This is a genomic window from Pseudomonas sp. MCal1 (assembly GCF_026341415.1).
Lineage (GTDB): Bacteria > Pseudomonadota > Gammaproteobacteria > Pseudomonadales > Pseudomonadaceae > Aquipseudomonas.
Genome location: NZ_JAKUMP010000002.1, coordinates 161,509 through 183,062, shown reverse-complemented (window position 1 = coordinate 183,062; position 21,554 = coordinate 161,509). Strand labels below are relative to the sequence as shown.

Here is a 21,554-nt window from a genome sequence, read left to right as displayed (position 1 = left end):
TTGACCGAGTGCCGTTCTGAACGTTAACTGTATATTCGTACAGTATCGGAAGTCGTGCGTCATGAGCTTTTCAATCTTAGGCCCTGTTGCCGTGGCCGGTCGGAAATTACCCCTTTGCCTTTTTCGAGTGCCGGCAGGGTTTCCTTCGCCGGCAGCGGATCATATCGAAACCCACATCTCGCTCGACGAAGTGCTCAACATTCGTGCCCCGCATGTTTACCTGGTGAAAATTGCCGGAGAGAGCATGCAGGGGGCGGGGATCTTTGACGGCGATTTAGCGGTAGTGGACCGTTCACTGGAGCCGGCGCACGGCCATATTGTCGTTGCGCTGCTCAACAACGACCCACTTTGCAAACGGCTATGCATCCGTGGGAAAGAGATCATCCTGCTGTCTGAAAACCCCAAGTATCCGCCGCGTTACGTCTTGGAAGGCGATGAACTGGCGATCTGGGGAGTGATCATTGGTAGCGTGCGCAGTCATGTTTAAGCAGGTGCCGGTGTTCGGCCTGATCGATTGCAACAGTTTTTACGCCAGCTGTGAGCGAGTGTTTCGTCCTGACCTGGCAAAGGTCCCCATCGTTGTCTTATCGAATAACGACGGCTGCGTCATCGCCCGCAGCTACGACGCCAAGCCTTACGTGAAAATGGGCGAGCCGTACTTCCAGATCAAACACAAGCTAAAGCAGCACGGCATCGTCTCGTTCTCCTCGAACTACGCGCTGTACGGTGACATGAGTGAGCGCGTCATGACGCTGATCGAGTCCATGGTGCCCGCAGTCGAGGTCTACAGCATCGACGAAGCGTTCGTCGACCTCACCGGCATTAACGATCTAGATAGCCTCGGACGGCGAATCCGGAGCCAAGTGCTGAAGTGCGCCGGCATTCCGGTGGGCGTGGGGATCGCTCACACCAAAACCCTGGCCAAGCTCGCCAATCATACCGCCAAGCGACTGCAAGCCCAGACGGGTGGGGTGGTCAACATCTGCGACCCAGTAAAGCGTGATTGGGTACTTCGCAATACTGATGTGGCGGAGGTGTGGGGGATAGGGCGGCGCATGAAAGCCCACCTGGATATCATGGGAATCAAAAGTGCGATGGATCTGGCCAACGCCGACCCTTGGACATTGCGTAAAAATTTCAGTGTGGTGATCGAAAAGACGGCGCGCGAACTGGCCGGCACTCCCTGTTTGGAGCTAGATGAGCCCGATCCGCCGAAACAGGAGATCTGCTGCAGTCGGATGTTCGGCGCTCGACTCACAGAGCTGGCGCTGATCAAGGAAGCGGTGGCCACGTACATGATGCGTGCCTCGGAAAAGCTCAGGGCGCAAAACTCGCTGTGCAAAAAAGTCCGCGTGAGCATCCGCACCGGCATGTTCAATCCAGAAGAGGCGAAGTACGCGAATGGCGTAGTGATTGATATGCCCTATCCAACGGACGACGTACGGCTACTGACCAAGGCGGCGGTTGACGCCGTAGATCGTGTCTATCGCCCAGGATTCAAGTACAGCAAGGCAGAGGTATTGCTAATGAACCTGTGTCAGCCTGGGGAATACACGGAGGACTTGTTTGCAATCTCGCAACCAAACGGGTCCACGCGGGTCATGGCTGTCCTGGACCTGATTAATGAGCGATGGGGCAGGGGAACACTTCGAGCGGCGAGCGTCCCAAGTAATCCAGCATGGGGTATGCGGCGAGAAATGATGAGTCAAAGCTACACGACACGGCTGGACCAATTATGGACCGTGAATTGCAAATGAACCTACTGACTGACGGCAGCGTTTACGTTATACGGCGGCACCGATAGATGCCGATGCTAAAGGCAAAGTTTGGGCGCAATTTGACGATTAGGCTGAAGCTCTGCCTTTACGGTTCAGCAAGCTCGTAATCGTGGTAATCAGTAGACCTGGAGACCATGGTTTGTGCAGGTAGGTGACGTAAGCGGGAATGGTGGCGGGTTCCAGAAGATATCCGGAGGTAAGAATTGAGCGTACCCCCGGCCATTTTGCCCTAACCATTTCGATGAACTCACTGCCTTGAATTATTCCTGGTAATCCTTGGTCGACAATCACCAGCGGACAATGGGCGTGAGTGCCCAGCAGATAGTCGAAGGCCTCGTCAGCGCTGGAGAAAAGCACGGATTTGGCGCCGATTTCGTCGAGAATATCCTTCACCAACAACCGTATGATTGAGTCATCCTCGACGACGATCACAGTACCTAAGACGGGGCGAACCCGCTCCCAATTCGCGTTCATCAATCAGGCTCCAAAGATTGGTAAGCCGCGATTTGCGACGAACGCAGTCCTATCACCCTACTCCTAATAGTTGTATGCGGCGATGCTTACTTCAGATGAAGCTAAATTCTTTTCCTGATGGCCCAAGGCTAGGTGTATGGGTACCGAGGGCCGAACGTCCGCTAACGGCCATTAGCGGACGTTCGTCCCAGGCTGCTTTCGGCTGACAGTAATGCGGCAATGGGAAGCACTGTAGAAAGCAAACGCCTCAAATAAAGCGGGCGAGGTGCGCCGAAGATCCTCTCTATCAAACTGACGCCCGCTATAACGGCGAAGGAATCGAAGCTATGAAAGTTTAGCTAGCTCTATCAGCTCTAACGCGTTTAACTCTCGGCTTTGGAGGATACAAAAACTGCTTAATATCAGTTATCCAGTCTGGGCATTTACTTGGATCAGAATTTTCAACGTACGCCAATGCAAACTTGATCTTGAAACCATCCTGATCAAAAAGCTTTTCTAAAATTAATTTGTCAGAGCTTCTGAGATCCAAAGCCAGTCCTGACGGATAATTAAAATCAGTTACTGTTAGTGGCTCTGACAATGCGCCAAAAATCTCTCGATATAGCTCATCTTTTTCAAATGCAGCGAGCGTACTCAGGAAGGACGTCGCGTCCAGTGAGTCTTCTATTTCTGTAGGAGGAAAAAATATCGAGTTAGTTGTATGCACCAGAGTCGTTTTCATTTCTGAGGAAGAATTCAAAAGCCGGCGAATTCGTAAACTCTCAATACCATCCGACCCGTCAAATTTCTCAAAACTTTTATCAGTGTCAAGTAGAAATAAAACTCTTCCCTCTATATCATCCCTGTCAGAATCCAATGCCATTACAATATATGAAAATATTTTTTTGACATTTTTGGCCGCGCCAACCGGCAGTATAAATGGTCTTTTTGAATCACCGGAAAAATAGTGTTCCAAATAGATTTTATCAGATGATCCTTCGCAAACTATCCACCTATAATCTGACCCTGTAATTGACGCAATGATCGATTGAACGAGATCATTCATTCCTTTTAGCTCAATATTGGCCGGCAGCACACCGCGCGTCTTCTCTTTTAACTTTTTGATGTCATCACGAAAGCACCTTAAGTCGATTAATGGCGCCACGCGAGTTTGCTCTATCTTTGATATATATACCGCAACTCCGCTCGACACTATTGGCATAAATCCGTACCAGTGTGTTGTAATAATTGTTTGAACGTTCGCTTCGGATATTTCTCTTAGCTTCTCAAATTGCTCAAAACATGCGGATACATGAAGCGAAAGTTCCGGCTCGTCTATCGCCAATATGACTTGCTGAGGCCCGCTCTGTTCGGCTCTTAAGAGGAAGCCGCGAGCAACATCAATAAGAGCTTTGCGCTTCTCACCAGAGCTAAGGTTGTTTACTGGGGTGGAGTTGTCGCCATCAATTCTTGTTAAGACTTTCGAATCAAAAAAGGCCTCAATCACCTTTTCCGTAAAATGAGAGTGATTAAATAAGGTCTGTTTCTTTGAAGGTTTTTTATATTCATATCCTTCGAGCACTGCTGCTATCTCATTGAGAAAAGCTGTCAGATCCCGATTGATATCTGTAATCGTTTTTGAACTAATAAAAGCACGCACGATACTATCTAGCTTTCGTCCAAGTAATGCTTGTATGGTTCGCCCTTCGATTTTCGTATACGACTGAAAGTCGATTTCTGAAGGCAGATATACAAAGCTATACGCTTCTTGGACCAGTTGCAAAAGTGCTTCCGCCTCAACCTTGCCAATCATATCTAAAAATTTAACGCCGATTTCATCTTCGTGCGTTTCAAAAATAGAAAAATAATTTTCAGTAGGTGTATTTATGCCGTGCTTTAACAAACCCATTGGGAACAGGTAGTGTGTTTCACTGCTGTAGCCTTCCTCAAGAAGCTGATCGCGGTGTTCACAAAACTGCGCTGCTATCTTTCTATTAGCAGAATTAAAAGACTGACTAGTAGCGTTCCATACGAAATGGCTAGCAACATCCAGAGCGGGTTCGTATTTAAACGTGCTAGGCAAACGACCTTTTTCAAATAGAAATATAGGGCATATAAACGGCTCTCTGGTATCAAACCCACTTGTTACGACAATATGATTACAGTTCCAGTCGAAATTATTAAAGTATGAATTCAAGGCTTCTAGGATTGAGCTTTTCCCGGCCCCATTTTCCCCTACTATAGCGCTAAATAATTTCCCTTTAGAGAGGGGTATGTAATTGATGTTTTGATAGATTTTAAAGTTTCTTATGAACAATCCGACAATCATCAGCCAATCATCCGCATTGCTATTATGTATCGACACCCTAACTCAGTTCGAGCCGATATCAAAGTGATAGCAACCTTCGTTAGCATTTGGGGCCGATTGCTGTCTCTCGTGAAGGGCAGCAGTCGACCCGAAGGAAACGGGGCCTTTATAGCTTTGGGTACGGTTTCAGCTTCAATGTAAGCAATGAGGGGGAGGCTACAGAATTCGGAAAAAATCGAACGGTAAAATCTCCGAATTCTGTGGGATTCCCGTCTGGTCAAAAAAGCCCCCAAGCGTCAGTTGGGATCAGATCCGTGGTACTGGCTTACGCAACGGTGGGAGCTGGCGTAAGCAGCGCGACACACTCCTCGATGACATATTCCGGAATGCTCTCGAATTTATGCGGGTTGAGCTGCATCACGTACTCATTCTCGATGTGATAGGACTCGTTGATAAATTTCCGGATGACGCTGTCGTCGTGCTCATCATTGATCAGCCTGAACAGCTGGATTTTTTCATAACCCACAACCGTCGCGTAAAACTTGGCCTTGATGACCTCAACGTCCTTCACCTCAGCCACTAGGGCAATGTAATTAAATTCGGCGATATGGTTGTTGCGGATTAGTGACTCGGCATCTGCCTGTTCTGCAGCCGTCATGTCCCGAATAGAAGACCCTGACTGAATTGTCGGGGTATCCCGCCCCTTGAAAAGACTAGCAAGTAGGTTGTATTCCAAGCCTGCGTCGTCCAGCAGCTCGAAGTGTCGTCGCAGGTAGATTGTCTTCAGGACGATGTCGGTAAGTGCCTCGATATTAACTTTGCAGATTTTGGCGAAGGTCTGGATATCGTTCCTCTCAATCGGAACTTCCGTTACAACACCGGCGCGCGAAGATAAGAAGCAAGCAGACGGTTCGGCGGCCTTGAATATGGCGTTGGTACTTTTTATGACATCAATCGCGGGTTCGATGTCGTGGGTGAGCATCAGCGTGGTTATGCCGCGCAGACTGGCCTTACCCCGGAATAGCTCCTGAAGGATCGCAAATTTCTTATTCTTGTCGAAAGACGAGATCGGATCATCCAATACGACCAAATCCGGTTTTTCACTTAGGACCTGATGCATGAATAGCACCAGCGCAAATGCGTTTTTTTCTCCGTAGCTCAGATGACGTGAGGCCGTCTCTATATAATTTACCTGGTCTTTGTGGATTAGCTTCATTTTGTAGGATTCTGGTTCGGCTACGATTTCAACGACGTATTTGTAGCCTGCAGACTTTAGGAAGCCATTGATGCTGTTCTGGTTGTCTTCGATGTTTTTTTTAATTTTCGCTTTGTGTCGATTGATTTTCCCTTTGAGGCTACCAACTTTCCCAATCAAGTCGTCCAGCTGAAGGTTGATAGGGTCGACAGTCTTGCGCGTCTCCTCAGAGTCAAGCTTGTCAATCAAATTGAGGTCAATTTTCAAAGGTGTGAGTTGATCGCCAACTTCTTCGAAATCGCGTAGAGAGAAAAAAGATATAGTTCGCAGCCCCTCCAGCTTGTTGATCAACGCATCAATGTCCGCTTTGAGGCCCGTCAGGAAGCTTTGCTCCTCCGCCTGCAATTCAACCTTTGCTTTTGTTACATTTTCCAGATTCTCCCGGCACTTCTCGCTGAAATATTTTCCTAGCCTGTCAATGATTCCGCGAAGGAGGTTAATGTGACCGACGGTGTTGGAGTCATACTCTTTTTCGACGGCTAAGGCTGTGTCCTTCTGTTCTGCGCTAGTCAGCGCTGTTGAACAGTAGGGGCAGCTATCTGCTAATTGTAGAAATTCATTGCCTTTTACCTGCCATGCGATCCATTTGGCGGGTTCTTGACTTTTAATAAACGTCGAAAATGGTTGCAGGATATCAGGAATGTTTTCCAGCTTATTGCCAGTTCCGAATGCCTTGTGGATCTTGCTTGTCTTGGGAATGGCACCTGTCTTGGACTTTCCGAAGGCCTCTCGTAACTCCTTCAGATCGGTTACGACTTGCCCGATTTCAGCATTGTCGGAAAACGCTTTTCGGATACCCGAAAGCAGCGAATCGATATCAGCCATCTCCGCCATATATTCCGGAGTTCTGATGAAAATCTCAAAACTATTTTTCACAATCTCATCTTTCTGGAAGACGAATTGCTGCACATAACTATCGTCAAATACGAGGACTTTCCTGAGTTTATCCACTCCCTGAACCTCCGGGGCTGGCATATCAGGCTTGCCGCGGTGCTTGAATGGGATTAACTCGTGGAGAGTGCCGTCAGCACGAATATGGCTGATAATAGCTTTCGCAATGGTGCTTTTTCCTAGGCCGTTTGGCCCATATTTGATGTTTAGCGCTCCCTCAGAAATAACTACATCTGCGCGGTCAATACTGTTGCAGTTGAGTACGGTAACCGTGTAGTTAGCCATGCGCCCCCCCCTTTATCTTGACCAGAGTAGGAAAATAAAATTAGCAGCTATTTCTTAAATTCGCCCGTGAATGTCCGATCTATATAATTTTGTAGCCGGGAATCCACAGTATCCGGAGGTTTTTGTGCGTTAAACCGCGAGCGTCCACTCTTGGCCGGCACCGGCCGCTTGCCGATGTCCGCTTCTGGCCGAAAGCTGCCGCTCACGGACTGCCGCTTTTGCCAATTGCTGCCTGCAAAAGCGTTATTAGGATTGCCGTATACGCATGATCGCATCTGTGATCGCTTTTGCATTCGTGTCTAACGCCTCCATAGCCATCACAGCGTTATCTGCAACCACTGCCACGCCGTTAGCTGCAAGCCAAACGGCGACCTCCTCGATTGCCGCCGCCAGCGCATGCTGGTTGTGCAGGAGTAAGGTCAGGGCATCAGCAGTGGCGATATTAGAAGGTGAGTTGTTTGGCATGCGATCCATCCTAGTAATGAGGGGTTCGCAAAGCCTAGCTCATGCGGCCGCAGCAGACAGGCTTAGCTACCGCATGCTTAAAAATTGCTACACCGCGTAGATGATTTGAGACTTTAGTCAATCAGTTAGGGGTGGAGGCGGGCTACTGCATCCAATCCATCATAGGAGCAAGCCTACGGCCGTTCTCGGCATTAGTTGTGATGCTAGTGAGCGTCATTCGCAGAATTGGATGTAATATCCGATAAAAAAACCGCCAAGGGGAGGCGGGTATGAAGGGGTCATGAGGATCAAACTTGAGGGTAGACCGTGACGAGCTTCCCGCTAGATAGCGTGAGATGGATCACTGGATGATTGGGAGCTGAACCCTAAAAATCGTGCCCTGCTCAGGTGTGGAAACCACCCCGATTTCTCCTCCGTGGGCTGTCACGATCTCCGACGCAATGAACAGCCCCAGCCCCAAGCCGGCAGTCGATCCTTTTTCAGTTGCTGCATAGCTTGAGTAACGGGCCTGGGGGTTGAAAAGATGGGGTATTACGCTTGCAGGTATCAGTTCGCCGCGATTCTGCACGCTGAAGACTGAGTAATCGCCATCTTGAGACAAGGTCACATGGATGGGTTGCAATGAGTCACCATGTCTGACCGCATTACCGATCAAGTTGGTGAAGACTTGTTCGATGCGCGACGGATCATACCGTCCCGCTACTCGTTCACTCACATGCGAAACGAGCTGCACCTGCGGAAATGCGGTGCGTAACTCTTCTAAAACAGAAGCGCACACAATCGATAGATCAGTATCTTCTGGGTTGACTGGTATACCCGCGCCCAGATTTGAGCGGGCCAGGTCGAGCAAATCGCCGACCATGTGATTGGCTCTGCTTACACTCGCTTTGATTTGCTCTGCCAGCCTTCGGTCCCTGTATGTCAGATGGGCGCTTTCACGCAATAAGTCACTGGCCATCAATACAGCCCCGAGCGGTGAACGCAGGTCATGACCGAGTACGCCCAGAACAAGTTTGCGCGTGTTCTCCACGGCCTCACCGTATCTCGCAATCGACTCCACGAGCGCTTGGTCTATTGCTTCATTGAAGCGGATGATGTCTTGCACATCATGCGAATCTTCGATCCGAGACTCCGCCAGCCAAAGCCTAAGCACACTCGATCGGAGGGCCCGATATTCTGAAACCATCTGATCCATGGAAAACCCTGCCACAAATCGCGTCACCGCATGCGTCTGCGCGGGCGAGTCTTCTTCCAACGTCGGCCCCTGACCGAGAGATTTAGCAATCTGCTGTCGCTCGGTCTGAGGGGTTTGCATATCTTGAGCTACCGTCCTCAGGATGTGCTCAGAATGATTCCTCAGCCCCTTCGCATCCATGGTGGGCAGCGCGGTTTCCACTGAGCGGGCGAAGCTTTCCCAAGCCATCAGAATCTGCTCGATATGCTCTAGAATGAACTGGTGAAGTCTCATCGTTGTCCTTGGGTTTATGCGGAGGAAGTGACGTCGAGCGCAGTTGAGTTGACAAGATTAGACCTGAATGAAGGCATCGAAAAGTCGATGTGCTCCTGATTGATAAATGGTCGACATCTTGTTTGAGCCCAAGGGAGTTTCACCGTGCCACTCAATATACTTTTGGTCGAGGACGACGGATTTTTGCGCTCAGTGATGGCGGAGGCCGTGAAGATTCTCGGTCATGAGGTGATCGAGCGATCCAGTGCTGACCAGGCGTTAATCGCATTGGAGGGCACGATATCCACTGCCTTGGTGATTACCGACGTGCGCATGCCGGGTAGGCTCGATGGGTTGGACTTGGCTCGAGCGATTTGGTTGCGATGGCCTGAATTGCCTGTCGTTTTGATGTCTGGAAACACGGTGCTACCGCCCGGTTTTCTTCCTGCCAACGCGCGATTTTTGGTCAAGCCCGTGCACTTGGATGCTTTGCACTGTGCGATTGAAGAGTTATTACCGAATGCAAGACCACGTTAAAAGTCCGCTGTTTGGTATTGTCGGTAAACAATCGCCTATATGCGCGTGCTTCCGGCCGACAGCCGTAATTCGATTTACGGTCAAGGCATCATTCCAAAATGAAAGAAGCCCCGCATCGCTAGCAATGCGGGGCTTCTTCGATGTATTTGGGATATAAATCCCGTACCAATTTCTGTACCAATAACTGTGTTTTTGCACGAAAGTCTGAGGTTTTCTCGGTGCTAAGCCCCTGATTCCATTGCCCCTGAGAACCTACTCTTACCCCTTAAACATCGCGGTGTAATTCTGTTCCAGGGACATGAAACTACCTGTGGGGATTTTCGCAAAGGGCAAGGGTACGGTGGCGGACACGACCCTGCAAGTTCGGTGTAACGGGATTATTCGTCGCGGCCTTCCATCATGGTGCGTTTGAGCATCACATACACGGCGCCGGCACCGCCATGTTTCGCCTGGCACGAGCAGAAACCGAGCACTTGCGCATGCTGGCGCAGCCAGGTGTTGACGTGGCTTTTGATCATCGGCCGCTTGCCGTCCAGACGCACAGCCTTGCCGTGGGTGACGCGCACGCAGCGGATTTCGAATTTGGTCGCTTCGGCCAGAAAGGCCCAAAGGGTTTCGCGGGCCTTTTCCACGCTCATGCCGTGCAGGTCAAGGCTGCCTTCGAACGGGATCTGCCCGATCTTGAGCTTGCGCATCTGGCTTTCCTGTACCCCGTCGCGTGCCCACATCAGCTCGTCTTCCGGGCCGACGTCAATCACGAACTGATCGGACAAGCCGTCAACGGTCGTGGTGTCGGTGCGCACGGTGGCAGACTGGCGCAGTTTGGCGATCCGGTCACGGTCAGCCTTGGGTTTGCCGGTGTCGGCGCGGTCGTGCTTGATCGGCTTGACGCCTTGGATCGCACTTTTGAACAGGGAAAAATCGTCGTCTTGCATGTCAGCCTCCGCGAAGGGCGGCCAGTTTACCCAAACAGACACAAAACGGCCCGGCAAAAAGCCAGGCCGTCGATTCAATCATGTTTTTTCATCAGGTGCGGGGACATGTTCAGCTCCCGCGATTGCCGTGCGCGACGCCGGCACCGACGCCACAGGGCCACACCGAAATACAGGAACAGCAGGCCGACTGCGAGAATGATTGCCGAGCCGAGCGGTGTTGCATTCAGATCGCCGAGCGCCGGCGGGCGCCCCAGCAGGCTGGCGGCCCCGGCCATCGCCAGCAGCACGCCGAACGTGGCCAGAATGGCCGCGATCGCCGCGCCGAATCGAAATCGCCAGTTGCTTTGGCCTTTGGGCCGCAAGCGGCGTGCGTCAAATCCATCGGATAACTTCATTCCGACCTTCCTCAATGGGTATCGGCCCTTCGACCGGGAGTTGACCGGGTTGTTCCTGAGGCTAGGGTAATTGAAGCAAATGCGAGGTCTTTGCAGATGAGCGGCGGGCTGAGCCGCTCATTTTCGGTCGATCAGATCAGATCCTGGGTCAGCGCTAGGGTGGCGAAGTTGTCGGCCATGATTGCCATTTCCGCTTCCTGTACCTGTTCGGCGCTGAGCACGCGGCCCTTGAACGGCAGATCGCGGGTGGCGCAGGCGTCTTCGACGAGGGTGCAACGGAAACCCAGGTTTTTCGCCGCGCGCACGGTGGTGCTGACGCTGGAGTGGCTCATGAAACCGCAGACGATCAGGTCCAGCGAGCCGATGGTTTGCAGACGATCGTAGAGTTCGGTGCCGTGAAAGGCGCTCGGCAGCAACTTGCCGATGATGGTTTCATCGCCCTGGGGTTCCAGACCGGGGATGAACTCGCCGCGCTCGCCCTGCGGGTCGAACAGACCGCCGACAGTGCCGAGGTGACGCACGTGCACGATTGGCCGGCCGGCTGCACGGGCGGCGGCAACCAGTTGTTTGATGTTCGCAACCGCCGCGTCCATGCCGCTCAGGGCCAGCGGGCCGCTGAGGTACTCTTTCTGGGCATCGATGATGACCACGGTGGCATGGCTCAACGTGGCCGCTGCGTAACCGCGACCGCTGAGTTGAAACATCGTTTTTGGAACGGACATTCTGGGGCTCCTTCGGGTGGGGCTTTTGCGACATTGTCCTCTGGCTGAGCGGTTCTGTGAATCGCTACCATCGTAGGCACCGTCGTTGCTGGCCTGCAGCCTTGTCAAGTTACACGATCTGTTCAATAGCCGAGTGGAAAATCGGAAGCGTCCTACCGTCGCCCCGGAATCCTTCCTGCGTCGTCGTGGAGCGTTTTGGCTGCTAGAATCGCCAGTCGTTTTTTCTGGAGTTCTGCCCCGTGATCACTTCCCGACTTCGTACCCTGCGCGACCACATCCGTTGGGCCGTCAGCCGCTTCCATGGGGAGGATCTGTTTTTCGGCCATGGCACCGACAATGCCTGGGACGAAGCCCGACAGCTAGTGCTCGGTGCCTTGCACCTGCCATGGGAGATCGCCGACAGCTATCTCGATTGCGCGCTGGAAGACGATGAGCTGGTCAACCTTCAGCGCCTGCTCAAGCGCCGCATCGAAGAACGCATTCCGACCGCTTACCTGCTGGGCGAAGCCTGGTTCTGCGGCATGTCGTTCATCGTCGATGAACGCGTGCTGATCCCGCGTTCGCCGATTGGCGAGCTGATCGAAAACCGTTTTGCCCCATGGATCGGTGACGAACCCGCGCGCATTCTCGATCTGTGCACCGGCTCCGGTTGCATCGGTATCGCGTGCGCATACGAGTTCCAGAACGCCGAAGTGGTGCTGGCGGATCTGTCATTCGAAGCGCTGGAAGTGGCGAACCAGAACATCGAACGTCATGGCGTCGATGAGCGTGTGTTCACCGTGCAGGGCGATGGTTTCGATGGGCTGCCGGGTCAACGTTTCGACCTGATCGTGTCGAACCCGCCCTACGTCGATGCGGAAGATTTCGCCGACATGCCGGACGAATACCAGCACGAGCCGGAACTGGGCCTGGCCTGCGGCGACGATGGTTTGAACCTGGTGCGTCGGATGCTCGCCGAAGCGGCGGATCATCTGACCGAGAAGGGTTTGCTGATTGTCGAGGTGGGCAACAGCCAGGTACACGTCGAAGCGCTGTACCCGGAAGTCGATTTCGCCTGGCTGGAGTTCGAGCGCGGCGGGCATGGCGTGTTCATGCTGACTGCCGAACAGTGCCGCGAACATCAGGCGCTGTTCGCTTCCCGCGTCTGACCTGAAACGATCGTTCCCACCCCGGTGGGAACGATCATTGGCTTAGTGGTGCGTTGCAATCCAGATCAGCAGCCCGGCCTGAAACACCGCAAACGCCACCAGGCAGGTAATGGTGAAGCGCAATCCGGCGTCTTCGCGCTTGAACTTGCTGACCTTGTCTTCCTGCTTCTTCAGCTTCACTTCCTGCTCGGCCAGATTCTGCTCGGCCTGCTGCAACATCTGTGCAGCTTCAAGAATTTCGACGATCTGCAGCTTTTCGCTGTTCCAGTCGCCCAGCAGGTCACCGACCTGGACTTCCTTGACGCTACCCTTCAAATGCTGGGCGTCGGCGTAAACCACGTCGAAGCCATGCACCCGCAGAAAGTGGTCGCGGCGCAGGCGGGTGTCTTCGTTCAGCGCGTCCTTGTTGTTCAAGTCCATGCCGTCGACGGTGTAGGTGGGCCAGCGCTTTTTCGCCCAATTGATGCCCTGGGCGGCCATGAAACGGCCGATGCCACGGTTCATCGGTTCGATCTGCAAACCGCTGTCCGGGCCGAAATGCACGCGTTTGGTCGCGTGGTCGACCCACACGTCCAGATGATTCTGTTCCTTGCGAACGCGCTGAGCGGGCAACTTGATCGCCATGCGCATCAGGCTGTGTTCTTTGCTGTTGCGTTCCGCGTAACCGAACTCAACGAAGCGCAGCGGCCGTCCGCCGGTGTTGCGGTCGGTCTGTAACGGCGCCAGGCGGAGCATCTTGTGGTGCTCGACGTGGACGTCCGCCCATGGCAGCTCGACCGCTGGCGGTGCGTCTTTTTCAGCGGTGGTGTCGGGTGAAGTCTGGGTATCAGTCATAACGGCGAGATCCTGTCCAAGCTGCTTGCCGCCAGCCGGTACGCTGGCGACAAAGGCTTATCGGCCGTTTTTCAAAGTCCTAGAGGGTCTGGGGGCGTTCTCAGCTAGTTTTTACGCGTGAAAACTAGCTGAGAACGCCCCCTAGCGCTTAACGGGTGCGAAGTCCGTCAATAAATTCAAGGACGCGGGTCCCCAGCTCCGCCGCCAGGGGCAAATTCGGGTCCTTGTAGGAAGCCAGTTGCCGCTTCACGTCGTTGGGCACGATGCGCAACACGTGGTTCATGCCTTCGATCAGCGCCAGTTGCGCGTCCGGTTTGGCGGCCTTGAGCAATTTCGCATCATCGACCTGAACTTGAATGTCGTTGCTGCCTTGCACGATCAGCGCCGGCATTTTCAGCCGGGCGAAGGCCGCTGCCGGATCCTGACGGAACAGCGAAATGAGGTACGGCTGCACGCTCGGACGGAAAATCACCTGCAACGGCGCCGGCACATTGTCGTCGGTGCGCCCGGCCTTGAGGCTATCGAGCAGTTCATTGCTGCGCAGCATCAGCGCAGGAGGGAGGCTGCGGGCCAGTTGCCGGCGCAGCACCTGATCGATCGGTCGAGCCGTGCCGGAGAGCGAAATGACCGCCGCTGCGTCGACCTTTGGAGCAGCAAGGCTGGCAATCAGCGCGCCTTCGCTGTGGCCGAGCAGGATCAACGGGCCGAAGCGCGGATCGGCTTTCAGCTTCTGTCCCCAGGCCACGGCGTCCGCCACATAGGCTTCCACCGACAGGTTTCGCTCATCCGGGGTCGCCGCCAGGCTGGCAGCCACGCCGCGCTTGTCGAAACGCACACTGGCGACGTTGTGTCTGGCCAGCACCCAGGCCAATCGCTTGAGGCTGTCATTGCGCCCGCCATCGGGGTTGTTTCCGTCACGATCCGTAGGACCCGAGCCAGAAAGGATCAGGACAACCGGCACGGGGTTGTCGGATTTCGGCAGCAACAGCGAGCCGAAAAGTTCGCCGTTGTCGGTAGTCAACGTGACCGGACGTTGCAGGACAGTCGCCTGGACGAAGCCGGTAAACAGGGAAAGACTCAAGATCAAAACTCGCAGCATCATCACGCCATCATTTGCCAAGGTGCCGGTTGGACTCACCCACACCGCTAAGGTTCGAGGATGAACTACTCGGTTAGCCTGCGTATACTGGCGCGCATCACGAATTTGGGTTCGATTTCACGGAGCGTCCTGCATGTCCGGCAATACCTACGGCAAGCTGTTCACTGTCACCACCGCGGGCGAAAGCCATGGTCCGGCGTTGGTCGCCATTGTCGACGGCTGCCCGCCGGGCCTGGAGATTTCCCTTGAAGACCTGCAACGCGACCTCGACCGTCGCAAGCCGGGCACCAGCCGCCACACCACCCAGCGCCAGGAAGCCGACGAAGTCGAAATCCTTTCTGGCGTGTTTGAAGGTCGCACCACCGGCTGTTCCATCGGCCTGCTGATCCGCAACACCGACCAGAAATCCAAGGACTACTCGGCGATCAAGGACCTGTTCCGCCCGGCCCACGCCGACTACACCTACCACCACAAATACGGCGAGCGCGATTATCGCGGCGGCGGTCGCAGCTCCGCGCGGGAAACCGCCATGCGCGTCGCCGCTGGCGCCATCGCCAAGAAGTACCTGGCCAGCCAGGGCATCGTCATTCGCGGCTACATGAGCCAGCTGGGCCCGATCGAAATCCCGTTCAAGACCTGGGAATCGGTCGAGCAGAATGCATTCTTCAGCCCGGATCCGGACAAAGTGCCGGAGCTGGAAGCCTACATGGACCAGTTGCGCCGCGATCAGGACTCCGTCGGGGCGAAGATCACCGTGGTTGCCGAAGGCGTGATGCCGGGCCTGGGCGAGCCGATCTTCGACCGCCTCGACGCCGAACTGGCCCACGCGCTGATGAGCATCAACGCGGTCAAAGGCGTGGAAATCGGCGCCGGTTTCGCCTGCGTCGCCCAACGCGGCACTGAGCACCGTGACGAACTGACCCCGCAAGGTTTCCTCAGCAACAACGCCGGCGGCATCCTCGGCGGGATCTCTTCGGGTCAGCCGATCATAGCGCACCTGGCCTTGAAGCCGACCTCGAGCATCACCACTCCGGGCCGTTCGATTGACATCGATGGAAACCCGGTCGAAGTGATTACCAAAGGCCGCCACGATCCGTGCGTCGGCATCCGCGCCACGCCGATTGCCGAGGCGATGATGGCCATCGTGTTGATGGATCACCTGTTGCGTCACCGTGGCCAGAACGCCGACGTGCGTGTGAGCACTCCGGTGCTGGGTCAGCTTTGATGGGTGATCTCAAAGCCGCCGCGGTCTGACCGTGGCGGCGCTCCCGTACTGGCGGCTGTCCAGTTTCTATCTGTTCTATTTCGCCTTGCTTGGCTCGACGGCGCCGTTTCTGGCGCTGTACTTCGATCACCTCGGATTCAGCGCCGCGCGCATCGGCGAGCTGGTGGCGATCCCGATGCTGATGCGCTGCGTGGCGCCGAACATCTGGGGCTGGCTTGGCGATTACACCGGCAGACGCCTGGCGATCGTGCGCTTTGGCGCAGTGTGTACGCTGCTGACCTTCTCGCTGATCTTCGTCAGCAAGACCTACGCCTGGCTGGCGATGGTCATGGCCTTGCACGCTTTCTTCTGGCACGCGGTGCTGCCGCAGTTCGAAGTCATTACCTTGGCGCATTTACAGGGCCAGACCGCCCGCTACAGTCAGATTCGCCTGTGGGGCTCGATCGGTTTCATCATCACCGTGGTCGCCCTCGGGCGCCTGTTCGAATGGCTCAGCCTCGACATTTACCCGGCGGCGCTGGTGTTGATCATGGCCGGCATCGTGCTCAGCAGTTTGTGGGTGCCGAACGCTCAGCCGCCTCAGGGTAACCGGCCGACGGGCGAAGGCTTTCTCAAACAGTTGCGCAATCCCGGCGTGTTGGCGTTCTACGGTTGCGTGGCGCTGATGCAGATGAGTCACGGGCCGTATTACACGTTTCTGACCTTGCACCTCGAACGACTGGGTTACAGCCGTGGCGTGATCGGCATGCTCTGGGCGGTCGGCGTGGTGGCGGAAGTGCTGATGTTCATGGCCATGAGCCGGATCCTCGCGCGTTTTTCCCTGCGGCGGGTGCTGATGGCGAGTTTTCTGCTGGCGGCGCTGCGCTGGTTGCTGCTAGGTTCGTTCGCCGAATTCCTGTGGATCCTGTTGTTTGCCCAAGTGCTGCACGCGGCGACGTTCGGCAGCTTTCATGCGGCTGCCATCGCGTTCGTGCAACGTAGCTTCGGCGCGCGCCAGCAAGGGCAGGGCCAGGCGTTGTACGCAGCGCTGGCCGGCACGGGCGGTGCGCTCGGCGCGTTGTATTCCGGCTACAGCTGGAATGCCCTCGGCGCGACATTGACCTTTAGTATTGCCAGTCTCGCAGCGCTCGCCGCTGCCGTTATCATTGCCATTCGAATGCAAGAGGACAGGCCATGAGCCTTACCCGTGAACAGCTCGCCCAGCAAATTGTCGACGCCGGGCGTTTTCTTTATGGTCGCGGCTGGTCGCCGGCCACCAGCAGCAATTACTCGACGCGCCTGTCACCGAGCGAAGCGCTGCTGACCGTGTCCGGCAAGCACAAGGGCCAGTTGGGTCTGGACGATGTGCTCGCTACCGACCTGTCCGGCAACAGCCTGGAACCGGGCAAAAAACCGTCCGCCGAAACCCTGCTACACACCCAGCTCTATAGCTGGCGTCCGCAAATCGGCGCCGTGTTGCACACCCATTCGGTGAACGCCACGGTGCTGTCGCGCCTGACGCCGGAAGACTTTATCGAGTTCGAAGACTACGAACTGCAAAAGGCCTTCAGCGGCATCTCCACCCACGAATCCCGGGTGCGCGTGCCGATCTTCGACAACGATCAGGACATTGCGCGCCTTGCCGCCAAGGTGCAGCTTTGGCTCGACGCCCATCCCGATTGCGTCGGTTATCTGATTCGCGGCCACGGTCTCTACACCTGGGGCGCGCAGATGAGCGACGCGTTGCGCCAGATCGAGGCCTTTGAATTCCTGTTTGAATGCGAGTTGAAGACCCGCAGCGTCATGAACCGCCAAGGCTGACTTCACCAGAACCAGCCCATTTGCCTGATGAATGCAGTGCCCGACCGGTCTGAAAGAACCGGACGGCAAGGCCGATACCGAGGAGTGCCCCATGAGCAGCCTGTCCGTCTATCACGTTTCCAGCCCCGAAATTCCGAACAAGGTGCTGACCCATTTCGAAGACATCGCCTCGACCCTGGCCGAGCAGGGCGTACGCTTCGACCGCTGGCAGGCCGCCGCGAAAATCCAGCCCGGCGCCAGCCAGGAAGAGGTGATCGGGGCCTATAAAGAGCAGATCGACAAACTGATGACCGAGCGCGGCTACATCACGGTCGATGTGATCAGCCTCAACAGCGACCATCCGCAAAAAGCCGAATTGCGCGCCAAGTTCCTCGAAGAACATCGCCATGGCGAAGACGAAGTGCGCTTCTTCGTCGCCGGTCGTGGCCTGTTTACCCTGCACATCGACGATTACGTCTACGCCGTGCTGTGCGAAAAGAACGACCTGATTTCGGTACCGGCCGGCACCAGGCACTGGTTCGACATGGGCGAGAACCCGCACTTTGTTGCGATCCGCCTGTTCAACAACCCTGAAGGCTGGGTCGCCAACTTCACCGGCGAAGACATTGCCGGCCGCTTCCCGCGTCTGGAGGACTGAACCGATGTCGATCAAGGTCATTCTCACTGACATCGAAGGCACCACCAGCGCGGTGAGTTTTGTGTTCGACGTGCTGTTCCCGTACGCAGCGAAACATCTGCCGGACTTCGTTCGCCAGAATGCCCAGCGCGCTGACGTCGCCGAGCAACTGGACGCGGTGCGCCGCGACAGCAACGAACCGCACGCCGACGTTGAGCGGGTCGTGGAAATTCTGCTGGCGTGGATCGCCGAAGACCGCAAAGCCACGCCGCTGAAAGCGTTGCAGGGCATGGTCTGGGAACAGGGTTATCAGGCCGGGCAGTTGAAGGGGCATGTTTACCCGGACGCCGTCGAAGCGCTCCAGCGCTGGCATCAGGCCGGATATCAACTGTTTGTTTATTCGTCCGGTTCGATCCAGGCGCAGAAGCTGATTTTCGGCTGCTCGCAAGCCGGGGATCTGACGCCGCTGTTCAGCGGCTACTTCGACACCACGTCAGGCCCGAAGCGCGAAGCGCAGTCATACAGCAATATCCAGCAGGCCATCGGAGTGGAGCCGAAAGAAATTCTGTTCCTGTCCGACATCGTCCAGGAGCTCGACGCCGCCAGGGCCGCCGGTCTGCAAACTTGCGGGCTGGCCCGTGAGGGCGGGGAGCTGGAAGGGCATGTGACCGTCGACAGCTTTACCGGGATCGAACCGGAAGCCTTCTGAGTTCACACAATCGACGCGTAAAAAAACAGGCCGTGAAGCGAAAGCTTCACGGCCTGTTTTTTTACGGTGTTCGAATTACATCGAGTGATAGGTCGGCAGGGCAAAACGCTGCTGACTTTGCAGCATGCCGATTTGCGGCAGCTCGCTGGCTTGTTCCGCGAGATCACGGCGGATCGCGCTGATCGCCCACGACAATTGGTCGGCGGCGTGCAATTGCTGATAGGAGAGCACGCGTTTGAACACTTTGCCGTCGGCACTCTTCAGGGTCAGCAAAATCCCGCCATCAGGACGTGGCGCAGTGGTGACGGCGAAGTTGGAGAACAGGGAAGTAAATTTTTCTTGGATCAGGTTCATGTCTTTCGCTCCGTATGCACTTGAATGGCAAGCATGCGTAGGGAGTTGCAGCGATTGTGCCAGTATTTTCGTTTTTAAAAATCCTTATAAATCAACAACATATAAAATTCATTGATTTCTCCTGTCGTGCAATCTGCATGAATGGCCATCGTGCATCCTGCATTTTGCGGGATCGTTGTCGATCTGATGGAACCATTCCGGACTGCCGCAATCGCGCTTCGTCTTGTAGCGCTGGCGGATACAAAACATTGCAAAAACCGCGTGTACAGCCCGCGAATCCCTGACGTATTTTCGGCCTCGACCCTCGCTCGAGAAGCGCCGGTTGCCTCACCCGATTGCCCGACAATAAAAATCCGGCCTGCACGTCAAGGTCGAACGGGAGCTGCCATGCGCCACGCGCCGAGCGACACGATTACCTGGGGCATGATGCTCCGCAAACTGCCGACGATTGCCAGAGCCATCCCACGGGTGGTGAAAGGCATGAAGGTGGCCAACGTCAAGGATCCGACCCAAACCTGTGGCCTGGGCTGGACATTCGAGCAAGCGACCCTGCGCAACCCTGATGGCCCTGCGCTGCTCTCGGGCGAGGTGGTGCTGAGTTATTCACAGGTCAACCAGTGGGCCAACCGCATCGCCCACTATCTGATCGGGCAGGGCATAGGCAAGGGCGATGTGGTGGCGGTGTTCATCGAGAACCGCCCGGAACTGCTGGTGACGATTCTGGCGCTGGCCAAGGTCGGCGCCGTCAGCGCGCTGCTCAATACCTCGCAGACCCGCGATACGCTGATTCACAGCATCAACCTGGTGACGCCGGCGGCGATCGTCGTCGGTGAGGAACTGCTGCCGGCATTTGCGGCGGTACGCGAGCAAGTGTCGATCCCTGCAATGCGCATCTGGTTCGTCGCCGATCAGGATACCTTCAGCCATCCGGGCATCGCGCCCGAGGGCTATATCAACCTGATCAGCGCCAGTGCCGACGCCTCGGGCGACAACCCGGCCAGCAGCCGGCAGATTTTTTTCGACGACCCCTGTTTCTATATCTACACCTCCGGCACCACCGGTTTGCCGAAAGCCGGCGTGTTCAAGCACGGGCGCTGGATGCGCAGTTCGGCGAGCTTCGGCATGATCGCCCTCGACATGCGCCCGGACGACATCGTCTACTGCACCCTGCCGCTGTACCACGCCACCGGGCTTTGCGTGTGCTGGGGCTCGGCGGTCAACGGCGCGTCCGGCTTCGCCATTCGCCGCAAGTTCAGCGCCCGGCAATTCTGGAGCGATGTGCGCCGCTACCGCGCCACCACCATCGGTTACGTCGGCGAGTTGTGCCGGTATCTGGTGGATCAGCCGCTCAGCGCCGACGACAGCCGTCACGACGTGCGCAAGATGATTGGCAATGGTCTGCGGCCCGGCGCGTGGGCCGAGTTCAAGACCCGTTTCGGGGTGCAACACATTTGCGAGCTGTACGCCGCCAGCGACGGCAATATCGGCTTCACCAACATCCTCAACTTCGACAACACCATCGGTTTCTCGCTGATGGCCTGGGAGCTGGTCGCCTACGATCAGGAAAGCGGCGAGCCGATTCGTGGCGCTGACGGGTTCATGCGCAAGGTCGGCCGGGGCGAGCGGGGCCTGCTGCTGGCGCGAATCGACGACAAGGCGCCGCTGGACGGTTACACCGATCCGCAGAAAACCGCCAAGGTCGTGCTGCAGGACGTATTCACCAAGGGCGATCGCTTTTTTAACACTGGCGATCTGCTGCGCAACATCGGTTTCGGTCATGCGCAGTTTGTCGACCGTCTCGGCGACACCTACCGCTGGAAGGGCGAGAACGTCTCGACCACCGAGGTTGAAAATCTGCTGCTCCAGCACCCGCACATTTCCGAAGCCGTGGCCTATGGCGTGGAAATCCCCAACACCAATGGCCGCGCCGGGATGGCGGCGATCACCCCGGCCGAGTCGCTGGCAACCCTGGATTTCGCCGAATTGCTGGCCTTCGCCCGCCAACGGATGCCGGCCTACGCGGTGCCGCTGTTCTTGCGGGTCAAGGTGAAAATGGAAACCACCGGCACCTTCAAATACCAGAAGACGCGCTTGAAAAACGAAGGCTTCGATCCCGGTCTGACGGGGGATGACCCGATCTATGCCTGGCTGCCGGGGACCGAAACCTACGTGCAGTTGACGGATGAAATTCTCGCGGATATCCGGGCAGGCAAGTACCGCTATTGATATTGGCTATCGGAGGTCTTGGAAAAAAGGGGATGACAGCTATCGCCGCGCTCGGGAAACTATCGGCTTTCC

At 55.7% G+C, this 21,554-nt stretch carries 21 protein-coding genes; 10 read left to right on the top strand and 11 right to left on the bottom strand.

All coding sequences use genetic code 11. From position 1 onward, the window contains the following. Nucleotides 1-61: 61 nt before the first annotated feature. Nucleotides 62-487, top strand: coding sequence for a LexA family protein (locus tag MKZ87_RS03995; protein WP_266200306.1), 426 nt, complete (start codon nucleotides 62-64; stop codon nucleotides 485-487). After that, on the top strand, nucleotides 480-1,757 hold the full coding sequence (gene umuC, locus MKZ87_RS03990; protein ID WP_266200305.1) for a translesion error-prone DNA polymerase V subunit UmuC: 1,278 nt from the start codon (nucleotides 480-482) through the stop codon (nucleotides 1,755-1,757). Before MKZ87_RS03995 ends, umuC begins: the two co-directional genes overlap by 8 nt. Nucleotides 1,758-1,844: 87 nt before the next feature. Here the strand turns inward: umuC and MKZ87_RS03985 are convergent, their stop codons facing one another. The 5 genes from MKZ87_RS03985 to MKZ87_RS03965 all read right to left on the bottom strand — a co-directional run bounded on the left by MKZ87_RS03985 (nucleotide 1,845) and on the right by MKZ87_RS03965 (nucleotide 8,903). Further along, nucleotides 1,845-2,252, bottom strand: coding sequence for a response regulator (locus tag MKZ87_RS03985; RefSeq protein WP_266200304.1), 408 nt, complete (start codon nucleotides 2,250-2,252; stop codon nucleotides 1,845-1,847). Between the two features lie 334 nt (nucleotides 2,253-2,586). Continuing rightward, complete coding sequence (locus tag MKZ87_RS03980) at nucleotides 2,587-4,560, bottom strand: AAA family ATPase (protein WP_266200303.1); 1,974 nt, start codon at nucleotides 4,558-4,560, stop codon at nucleotides 2,587-2,589. 304 nt (nucleotides 4,561-4,864) lie between these two features. Next, nucleotides 4,865-6,970, bottom strand: a complete 2,106-nt coding sequence (locus MKZ87_RS03975) for an AAA family ATPase (RefSeq protein WP_266200302.1) — start codon at nucleotides 6,968-6,970, stop codon at nucleotides 4,865-4,867. Between the two features lie 246 nt (nucleotides 6,971-7,216). Beyond that, nucleotides 7,217-7,435 (bottom strand): hypothetical protein, encoded by a 219-nt coding sequence (locus MKZ87_RS03970; RefSeq protein WP_266200301.1) that lies wholly within the window; start codon nucleotides 7,433-7,435, stop codon nucleotides 7,217-7,219. Between the two features lie 340 nt (nucleotides 7,436-7,775). Next, nucleotides 7,776-8,903 (bottom strand): sensor histidine kinase, encoded by a 1,128-nt coding sequence (locus tag MKZ87_RS03965; RefSeq protein WP_266200300.1) that lies wholly within the window; start codon nucleotides 8,901-8,903, stop codon nucleotides 7,776-7,778. A 144-nt stretch (nucleotides 8,904-9,047) separates the two neighbouring features. On the opposite strand from MKZ87_RS03965, the gene MKZ87_RS03960 reads away from it, so the two are divergent. Beyond that, nucleotides 9,048-9,419, top strand: coding sequence for a response regulator (locus tag MKZ87_RS03960; RefSeq protein ID WP_266200299.1), 372 nt, complete (start codon nucleotides 9,048-9,050; stop codon nucleotides 9,417-9,419). Nucleotides 9,420-9,796: 377 nt separating this feature from the next. Here the strand turns inward: MKZ87_RS03960 and MKZ87_RS03955 are convergent, their stop codons facing one another. The 3 genes from MKZ87_RS03955 to MKZ87_RS03945 all read right to left on the bottom strand — a co-directional run bounded on the left by MKZ87_RS03955 (nucleotide 9,797) and on the right by MKZ87_RS03945 (nucleotide 11,471). After that, nucleotides 9,797-10,354, bottom strand: a complete 558-nt coding sequence (locus MKZ87_RS03955) for a Smr/MutS family protein (RefSeq protein ID WP_039769915.1) — start codon at nucleotides 10,352-10,354, stop codon at nucleotides 9,797-9,799. 74 nt (nucleotides 10,355-10,428) lie between these two features. Further along, entirely contained in the window at nucleotides 10,429-10,749 is a 321-nt protein-coding gene (locus MKZ87_RS03950) for a hypothetical protein (protein ID WP_007960009.1), read from the bottom strand. 131 nt (nucleotides 10,750-10,880) lie between these two features. Beyond that, complete coding sequence (locus MKZ87_RS03945) at nucleotides 10,881-11,471, bottom strand: cysteine hydrolase family protein (protein ID WP_011333204.1); 591 nt, start codon at nucleotides 11,469-11,471, stop codon at nucleotides 10,881-10,883. A gap of 239 nt (nucleotides 11,472-11,710) precedes the next feature. Between MKZ87_RS03945 and prmB the strand changes: the two genes are divergently transcribed. After that, on the top strand, nucleotides 11,711-12,619 hold the full coding sequence (prmB, locus tag MKZ87_RS03940; RefSeq protein ID WP_085701178.1) for a 50S ribosomal protein L3 N(5)-glutamine methyltransferase: 909 nt from the start codon (nucleotides 11,711-11,713) through the stop codon (nucleotides 12,617-12,619). Nucleotides 12,620-12,661: 42 nt separating this feature from the next. Here prmB and MKZ87_RS03935 read toward each other — a convergent pair whose 3' ends face one another. Together MKZ87_RS03935 and MKZ87_RS03930 are read right to left on the bottom strand one after the other, a co-directional pair. After that, a complete protein-coding gene (locus tag MKZ87_RS03935) occupies nucleotides 12,662-13,453 on the bottom strand; it encodes a hypothetical protein (protein ID WP_085705309.1) in 792 nt (263 codons plus the stop codon). 148 nt (nucleotides 13,454-13,601) lie between these two features. Beyond that, nucleotides 13,602-14,555, bottom strand: coding sequence for an alpha/beta hydrolase (locus tag MKZ87_RS03930; protein WP_085701180.1), 954 nt, complete (start codon nucleotides 14,553-14,555; stop codon nucleotides 13,602-13,604). 130 nt (nucleotides 14,556-14,685) lie between these two features. Here MKZ87_RS03930 and aroC point away from each other — a divergent pair, with 130 nt between their 5' ends. The 5 genes from aroC to mtnC all read left to right on the top strand — a co-directional run bounded on the left by aroC (nucleotide 14,686) and on the right by mtnC (nucleotide 18,902). Then, nucleotides 14,686-15,777, top strand: coding sequence for a chorismate synthase (gene aroC / locus MKZ87_RS03925; protein ID WP_085701181.1), 1,092 nt, complete (start codon nucleotides 14,686-14,688; stop codon nucleotides 15,775-15,777). Nucleotides 15,778-15,808: 31 nt separating this feature from the next. Then, complete coding sequence (locus MKZ87_RS03920) at nucleotides 15,809-16,954, top strand: MFS transporter (protein WP_085705307.1); 1,146 nt, start codon at nucleotides 15,809-15,811, stop codon at nucleotides 16,952-16,954. Next, entirely contained in the window at nucleotides 16,951-17,577 is a 627-nt protein-coding gene (locus MKZ87_RS03915; RefSeq protein WP_085705305.1) for a methylthioribulose 1-phosphate dehydratase, read from the top strand. The genes MKZ87_RS03920 and MKZ87_RS03915 overlap by 4 nt, the downstream gene beginning before the upstream one ends. 91 nt (nucleotides 17,578-17,668) lie before the next feature. Further along, a complete protein-coding gene (locus MKZ87_RS03910; RefSeq protein ID WP_085705349.1) occupies nucleotides 17,669-18,214 on the top strand; it encodes a 1,2-dihydroxy-3-keto-5-methylthiopentene dioxygenase in 546 nt (181 codons plus the stop codon). A gap of 4 nt (nucleotides 18,215-18,218) precedes the next feature. Further along, nucleotides 18,219-18,902, top strand: coding sequence for an acireductone synthase (gene mtnC / locus MKZ87_RS03905; protein WP_085701184.1), 684 nt, complete (start codon nucleotides 18,219-18,221; stop codon nucleotides 18,900-18,902). Between the two features lie 75 nt (nucleotides 18,903-18,977). On the opposite strand, the gene MKZ87_RS03900 is transcribed toward mtnC, so the two are convergent. Continuing rightward, entirely contained in the window at nucleotides 18,978-19,256 is a 279-nt protein-coding gene (locus tag MKZ87_RS03900; protein ID WP_085701185.1) for a DUF3509 domain-containing protein, read from the bottom strand. A 387-nt stretch (nucleotides 19,257-19,643) separates the two neighbouring features. On the opposite strand from MKZ87_RS03900, the gene MKZ87_RS03895 reads away from it, so the two are divergent. After that, on the top strand, nucleotides 19,644-21,482 hold the full coding sequence (locus MKZ87_RS03895; protein WP_085705303.1) for a long-chain-acyl-CoA synthetase: 1,839 nt from the start codon (nucleotides 19,644-19,646) through the stop codon (nucleotides 21,480-21,482). Nucleotides 21,483-21,554 lie beyond the last annotated feature (72 nt).